This is a genomic window from Lacibacterium aquatile, assembly GCF_042683105.1.
GTDB lineage: Bacteria > Pseudomonadota > Alphaproteobacteria > Elsterales > Elsteraceae > Lacibacterium > Lacibacterium aquatile.
In genome coordinates this window covers 493,520-499,686 of the sequence record NZ_JBHUIP010000003.1, presented here as the reverse complement: position 1 = coordinate 499,686, position 6,167 = coordinate 493,520, and the positions used below count along the sequence as shown (strand labels likewise).

Annotated in this window: 10 protein-coding genes; 5 read left to right on the top strand and 5 right to left on the bottom strand. The window is 62.0% G+C overall.

Features of this window, described 5'->3' with window-relative positions; all coding sequences use genetic code 11:
* Nucleotides 1-6 precede the first annotated feature (6 nt).
* Complete coding sequence (locus ACFSM5_RS04425; protein ID WP_379875035.1) at nt 7-171, bottom strand: YdcH family protein; 165 nt, start codon at nt 169-171, stop codon at nt 7-9.
* Between the two features lie 190 nt (nt 172-361).
* The gene (locus tag ACFSM5_RS04420) at nt 362-883 is read right to left on the bottom strand and encodes a TIGR02444 family protein (protein WP_379875034.1); all 522 of its coding nucleotides are present in this window, start codon (nt 881-883) and stop codon (nt 362-364) included.
* Nucleotides 884-919: 36 nt separating this feature from the next.
* Here ACFSM5_RS04420 and ACFSM5_RS04415 point away from each other — a divergent pair, with 36 nt between their 5' ends.
* From ACFSM5_RS04415 to ACFSM5_RS04395, 5 genes are all read left to right on the top strand, one after another.
* Nucleotides 920-1,120: a YdcH family protein gene (locus ACFSM5_RS04415; RefSeq protein ID WP_379875033.1), complete on the top strand. Its 201-nt coding sequence runs from the start codon at nt 920-922 to the stop codon at nt 1,118-1,120.
* 66 nt (nt 1,121-1,186) lie between these two features.
* The gene (gene purE / locus ACFSM5_RS04410; protein WP_379875032.1) at nt 1,187-1,681 is read left to right on the top strand and encodes a 5-(carboxyamino)imidazole ribonucleotide mutase; all 495 of its coding nucleotides are present in this window, start codon (nt 1,187-1,189) and stop codon (nt 1,679-1,681) included.
* A complete protein-coding gene (locus ACFSM5_RS04405) occupies nt 1,681-2,760 on the top strand; it encodes a 5-(carboxyamino)imidazole ribonucleotide synthase (RefSeq protein WP_379875031.1) in 1,080 nt (359 codons plus the stop codon). The genes purE and ACFSM5_RS04405 overlap by 1 nt, the downstream gene beginning before the upstream one ends.
* A 2-nt stretch (nt 2,761-2,762) precedes the next feature.
* The gene (locus ACFSM5_RS04400; protein ID WP_379875030.1) at nt 2,763-3,164 is read left to right on the top strand and encodes a hypothetical protein; all 402 of its coding nucleotides are present in this window, start codon (nt 2,763-2,765) and stop codon (nt 3,162-3,164) included.
* A 2-nt stretch (nt 3,165-3,166) separates the two neighbouring features.
* Entirely contained in the window at nt 3,167-3,574 is a 408-nt protein-coding gene (locus tag ACFSM5_RS04395; RefSeq protein WP_379875029.1) for a hypothetical protein, read from the top strand.
* 176 nt (nt 3,575-3,750) lie between these two features.
* Here ACFSM5_RS04395 and trpC read toward each other — a convergent pair whose 3' ends face one another.
* The 3 genes from trpC to ACFSM5_RS04380 form a co-directional block, all read right to left on the bottom strand.
* Entirely contained in the window at nt 3,751-4,533 is a 783-nt protein-coding gene (gene trpC, locus ACFSM5_RS04390; RefSeq protein WP_379875028.1) for an indole-3-glycerol phosphate synthase TrpC, read from the bottom strand.
* Nucleotides 4,533-5,549, bottom strand: a complete 1,017-nt coding sequence (gene trpD, locus ACFSM5_RS04385; protein WP_379875027.1) for an anthranilate phosphoribosyltransferase — start codon at nt 5,547-5,549, stop codon at nt 4,533-4,535. The genes trpC and trpD overlap by 1 nt, the downstream gene beginning before the upstream one ends.
* Nucleotides 5,550-5,796: 247 nt before the next feature.
* Nucleotides 5,797-6,096 carry a 4a-hydroxytetrahydrobiopterin dehydratase gene (locus ACFSM5_RS04380; protein ID WP_379875026.1) on the bottom strand — a complete coding sequence of 100 codons (300 nt, stop codon included), beginning with the start codon at nt 6,094-6,096 and terminating at the stop codon, nt 5,797-5,799.
* Nucleotides 6,097-6,167 lie beyond the last annotated feature (71 nt).

The following is a 6,167-nucleotide window of genomic DNA, read 5'->3' as shown; positions in this document are numbered from 1 at the left end:
AAGGGGTCAGGGCGAGAGACGTTCGATCTCTTCCTTAAGGCGTAATTTTTCGCGTTTCAAGCTTTGGAGGCTACTCGCATCGGGTACAGGTCGCTGTACTTCCCGAGTAATTAGATGATCCAGCGTAGCGTGTTTGGCTTTCAGCGACGAAACCCGGTCTACAAGCGTCATCGGTTCCTCCTCAATGAGTCGGTTTTCCGCAAAAATCGACCGTCGCGCCCTCTATGGAAGCAGGGCTAATGCCTTAGGAGCGAACGGCCCCTCCCGCATGTCTTTCCGGCAGTTCGCCCGAGAAGAGCTCATGCAAGTCGGACCGAAAGCCTGGACCGATTCGCGGGTTAAGCCCAGCAGAAAGACTCCCCTATTTCGTTTTTGTTTCAATCCGGGAAAAAGCCGTTACCAGCGCGTGAACGGCTTTTACGTCCGCGTCAGCTTCCGCCCCGCTCCACTGGCGCAGTTGCGACTTCAGCCAGCGGGTGTCTGCGGCAGGATCAACGGCAAGATCGACCAGCAGCCAGCGCTGTTCTATCCGCTCTCCCGCCAGTTCCGCCGTCTGGATCTGGGCGCGCAGGGCCGCAACCTCGGCATCGCTCTGGGCAGCTGCTTTCAAGGCCCGGCGCAATCCCCGCAGAGGAATGACAAGCTGGTGATGCCAGTCGACTGCGCGCTGCGCCAACGCGGCCGGATCGCTGGCAACCACCTGGTGATGCGCCAGCCACAGGCCCAGCAGTAGCAGGTTCACCCGCGCGCCGCAGGCATCCTGAAGATGCAGGCACGCCCCGGCAATCTCGGGATCGGCATAGAGGTGCGAGGCGAAATTCCAGAAGGCGTTGGCGTCCAGGAGAGTGCCGTTCGCCCCATCCTTTGTGTTATGCTCTTCCATCCCCTGCAGCCTCCTTTCGCGTAAGTCGCCGGCACGATGGACAATATCGATCTTCTGAACCGCCAGCTCGAAGAATTGCGTCTCGAGCATCGCGACCTCGACGAGGTTATTCAGCGCCTGATCCTGCAAGGTAATATCGACCTTCTTCAGATCCAGCGCCTGAAGAAGCGCAAGCTGATCCTGAAGGACCAGATGACCAAGCTGGAAAGCCGCATCCTGCCCGATATCATCGCCTGATTGCTCTTATGCTGCGGCGCCCCTAAGATCGCGCCGCTTTCAAGGGTATCGGTAAGGAGTGACGAGATGGCGCAGCCCGTGGTCGGCATTATCATGGGATCGCAGAGCGATTGGGCGACAATGACCCATGCGGCGGCGACGCTGGCCGCCTTGCAGATTCCATTCGAAAGCAAGATCGTTTCCGCCCATCGCACGCCCGACCGTCTGGTGGATTTTGCCAAGACCGCCAAAAGGCGCGGCCTCAAGGTCGTGATCGCCGGTGCCGGTGGTGCCGCCCATCTGCCGGGCATGTGCGCCTCCATGACCCCACTGCCCGTGTTCGGCGTTCCGGTCGAAAGCCATGCCTTGAAGGGCATGGACAGCCTGCTCTCCATCGTCCAGATGCCCGGCGGCGTCCCGGTCGGCACGCTGGCCATCGGCAAAGCAGGTGCGATCAACGCCGCCCTGCTGGCAGCGGCGGTGCTGGCTTTGAATGACGATGCCCTGGCCGACCGCCTCGATGCCTGGCGCGCCAATCAGACGGCTGCCGTGGCCGACGAGCCCAGCGAGGTGCAGGCATAATGGCAATCGAGACGCTTCCCCCGGGATCGACTATCGGCATTCTTGGCGGTGGTCAGCTTGGCCGGATGACGGCGATTGCCGCCGCGAACCTTGGCTATCGCGTGCATGTCTATGCGCCGGAGAAAGATCCGCCTGCCGCCCAGGTCGCCAATGCGGTGACGACAGCGCCCTACGAGGATAAGACGGCGCTCGCAGCCTTCGCCGATGCCTGCGATGTCATCACCTATGAGTTCGAGAATATCCCGGCCGAGCCGGTGAGCTGGCTGGCGGAAAAGAAGCCCGTCCGCCCCAACCCGCGTGTCCTGAAAATTACCCAGGATCGGTTGAACGAGAAGGATTTCCTGGGGCGCATCGGCGTCGCCACCACCCGCTATCGCGGCGTCGGTTCCTTCGACAAGCTCAGCAGCATCGTCGATGAGGTGGGCCGCCCCTGTGTGCTGAAATCCACCCGCATGGGCTATGACGGCAAGGGTCAGGCCAAGATTATGGCCGACACCCAGTTGGGTGTGGCCTGGCGGCAGATGGGCGCCGGGATCGGCATCGTCGAGAAGTTCGTCGATTTCGCCTATGAAGCCTCGGTCATCGTTGCCCGCGGCCTCGATGGGGCAATCGCGACCTATGTTCCGGTCGAGAATCGCCACGCCAATCACATCCTGGCCGAAACCATCGTCCCCGCTCCTATGCCTGCCGCCAAGATCGCCGAAGCGGAAACCATGGCCCGCACCATCGCCGAGCAGATCGATCTGGTCGGTGTGCTTTGCGTCGAGCTGTTCGTGACGGCCGATGGCACGCTGATGGTGAACGAGCTTGCCCCCCGCCCGCATAATTCCGGGCATTGGAGCATCGACGGCGCGGTGACGAGCCAGTTTGAGCAGCTGATCCGTGCCATCTGCGGGTTGCCACTAGGCTCCCCCGACCGGGTTGCCGACTGCGTCATGCGCAATCTGATCGGCGACGAGGTGCATCTCTGGCCCGAATTGCTGAAAGAGCCGCGCGCCAAGCTGCATCTCTACGGCAAACTGGAAGCCCGCGAAGGCCGTAAGATGGGCCATGTCACCATTCTGGGCCCGACGAAATAGGCATGGCGACGATCCAGGCTCAGCTCGCCGAGCTTGAAAGCACCCCCGATCCGATTAGACGGATGGAGCTGGCCTTCAGCCTTGCGGACGCCGGGGCGGACGGCCTACCCGAACTGCTGGTCCGCCTGATCGCGCGCCCGGAGCTCGCCAGCCAACGCGCCAGCTTCGTCCATTGCCTGGGCCAGTTCGATTGCAGTCCCTATTTCGGATTGCTGATCGAGATGATCCTCAAGGGCAATGCCGAAACTGCCCATATCGCCTTCGAGATCATCGGCGAGATCGAGCATCTGTCGGGCGCGGATGTCGAAGCCGCTTTCCAGCAGATCGAAAAAGCCCGCCAGCGCACCGATCACCCCGACTGGCGCCGCGATTTCCTCGACGCGCTCTGGGAGATGTTCGAGTAGGCATGGCGTCGATCCGGGATCTTCAAGCCCAGCTCATCGAGCTTGAAAGCACTTCGGATAATATCCGGCGAAACGAGCTGGCGCTTCACCTGATGGACCAAAAGATGCCGGGGCTGACGGATGCGTTGGTTCGCCTCATTCAGCGCCCGGAACTGCAGAACTACCGGGGCACGTTGGTCTATTGCCTGAGCCACTTCAATTGTCGGCGACATGTCGACCTACTGGTCGAGCTGGTTATCACCGGCAACTATGAAGTCGCCTACCACGCGATGGATGCGCTGTTTCCAGTCCAACTGTCTCGGGTGAAGGCCCAAAGGTTGCTTACCACGCTTGAACTGGCGCAGATCAAGAAGGAGCTACGAGATCATCAGCGCGAGTTCATGGAAAAACTGCGTGAATGGTTCGAGTGAGCCGCGAACCAGCTGCAAACAAGAACACGTCATCCCGGACTTGATCCGGGATCTCGCGTAGACGGGTCGCGTAGAAGCGGTTGAGAGGTTTTTCTACGCGGTGTGGCTACACAAGATCCCGGATCAGGTCCGGGATGACAGGATTCTTCTAATAGGCAGTTACGCCGCGAAAAGCCCTAAAGCCCCTCGGTCAGCTCCGCGAGGCGTGCGCCGGGATTGCCCGTCCGCATCAAAGCCGACCCGACCAGCACCGCCTTGGCACCGATCCCGGCCATGCGGGCGAAGTCTTCGCGCGTCTCCAGGCCGCTTTCGGCGACAAAGGTCACGCCGCTCGGCACCATCTTCGCGAGCCGTTCGGAGGTCGCGAGATCGATCTGAAGTGTCTTGAGATTGCGGTTGTTGACGCCCAGCAGATCGGCACCGGCGGCAAGCCCGATCTCCATCTCCGCCTCGTCATGCACCTCGACCAGAACATCGAGGCCATAGCCACGTGCGATCTTCAGGAACTCACCCGTCCGTTCCTGCAGATGGGCTACAATCAGCAGGCAGCAGTCAGCGCCCAGGAAGCGGGTTTCGGCCAATTGCCAGGGGTCGACCACGAAGTCCTTGCGCAGGACCGGAATCGAGACGGCATTACGGGCCGACATCATGTCGGCATCCGCACCCTGAAACCAATGGGGTTCGGTCAGGACCGACAGGCAGGCGGCGCCCGCCGCCTCATAGCCGCGCGCCACGGTCGAGGGATCGGCCCCCGGCTGGATCGCACCGACCGACGGGCTGGCCTTCTTGATCTCCGCGATGACCCGCAGGCCCGGCCGCAGGAGCGAGGCCTTGAAGCCCCGCACCTTCGGCGCGCCGGGAAGCTTTTTTTCAAGCTCCGCCAGCGGAGTTGCTTCCTTCAGGCCCGCCACATCGACCCGGCGGCGGGCGCAGATTTCCTCAAGCTTGCTTTGCGACATTACGCGGCTGCCTGGAACAGATCACGCAGGGCATTGATCTTGGCCATGGCACGGCCATCATCGATCACCTGGGCAGCCAGTTCGGCACCGGCCTTGAAGTTCGGCGCGAAATCGCAGGCAACCAGAGCCGCTGCGGCATTCATCAGCACCGCCGGACGGGCAGGGTGATCTTCACCGGACAGAATGGCTTTCAGGGCAGCGGCATTATAGGCCGGATCACCGCCCTTGATGCTGTCGAGGCTGCGTTCCTCGAAGCCGAAATCGGCCGGGGTCACGGTATATTGCGTCAGCTCGCCGCCGCGCAGATCGACCACGACCGTCGCACCCTGGGGCGAGATTTCGTCGAGGCCTGCTTCGGCAGACACCACCAGCGCCCGCTCGCACCCCAGGCCGCGCAGAGCCTCGCCCATCACCATGGTCTTAGAGGGGTGATAGACCCCGACCAACTGGCAGCGGACGTTCGCCGGATTGGTCAGCGGCCCCAGCAGGTTGAAGAGGGTACGGACACCCAGCTGGCGACGGATCGACGCCACCGCCTTGGTCGCGGGGTGATAGAGCGGCGCGAAGAGGAAGGCGATGCCCACATCTTCAAGCGCACGCGCCATTTCGGGGATCGGCACATCGGCGCGGATGCCCAGGGCTTCGAGCACGTCGGACGAACCGCATTTGGAGGAGATCGCCTTGTTGCCGTGCTTGGCGACGCTGGCACCGGCACCGGCTGCGATCAGTGCAGCAGCGGTCGAGAGATTGAGGCCGCCCGAGCCATCGCCGCCGGTCCCGGCGGTGCAGAGCAGCGGGCGTTCCTTGACAGGGATCTTGAGGGCGCGGGCGCGCAGCACCGAGGCGGCGCCGATCATTTCCTCGACCGTTTCGCCCTTCACGCGCAGGCCCATCAGCAGGCCCGCGAACTGAACTTCGAGAATATCACCATCGATCAGGCTATCGAGCGCCTGTGCCAACTCGGCGCGGGTGAGATCCTGGCGGCGACCGACCTTTTCCAACAGTTCGACGATCATTTATCTATTCCTTGAGATGCAGAAACCCTGAATGTGAAAAACCCGCCGTGAGGGGGCATTGGGATCGCCCGGCGGGTTTCGAGAGCTGCTGCTGGTACTGTCGCGAACGCGGTCGACCCTGCTCTCACCCGACGGGCAAGCGCCACCAGCGCCGCCAGGAGGCAGCCGCTACGGTCGGGAGAAGGGTAAGCACCTGAGACATGACGCTAATGTGGGGGGCTTTTCCGTCCGCCGTCAACCCCCGCCGTCAGGAGATCTCGCTTGCAAGGCTATCCATAGCCATCGCCATGGCGACATCCTGTTTAGACAAGCCACCGGCATCATGGGTGGTCAGCACGACATCGACGCGATTATAGACGTTGAACCATTCGGGATGATGGTCCGCCTTCTCGGCGATCAAGGCGATGCGCGCCATGAACCCGAAAGCCGCATTGAAATCGGCGAATTTGAAGGTCTTGGCGATGGCATCGCGATCCTCCGCCAACCGCCAGCCGGGCAGGTCTTGCAGGGCAGCATCGCGCTCGGTATCGGTAAGTTTTGCAACCATCCTTCGGATCCCCTTTTTATGGCATCTGGGACTAAAACCCGGTTGCGCGCAGGATGAAGACGGATTGCGGC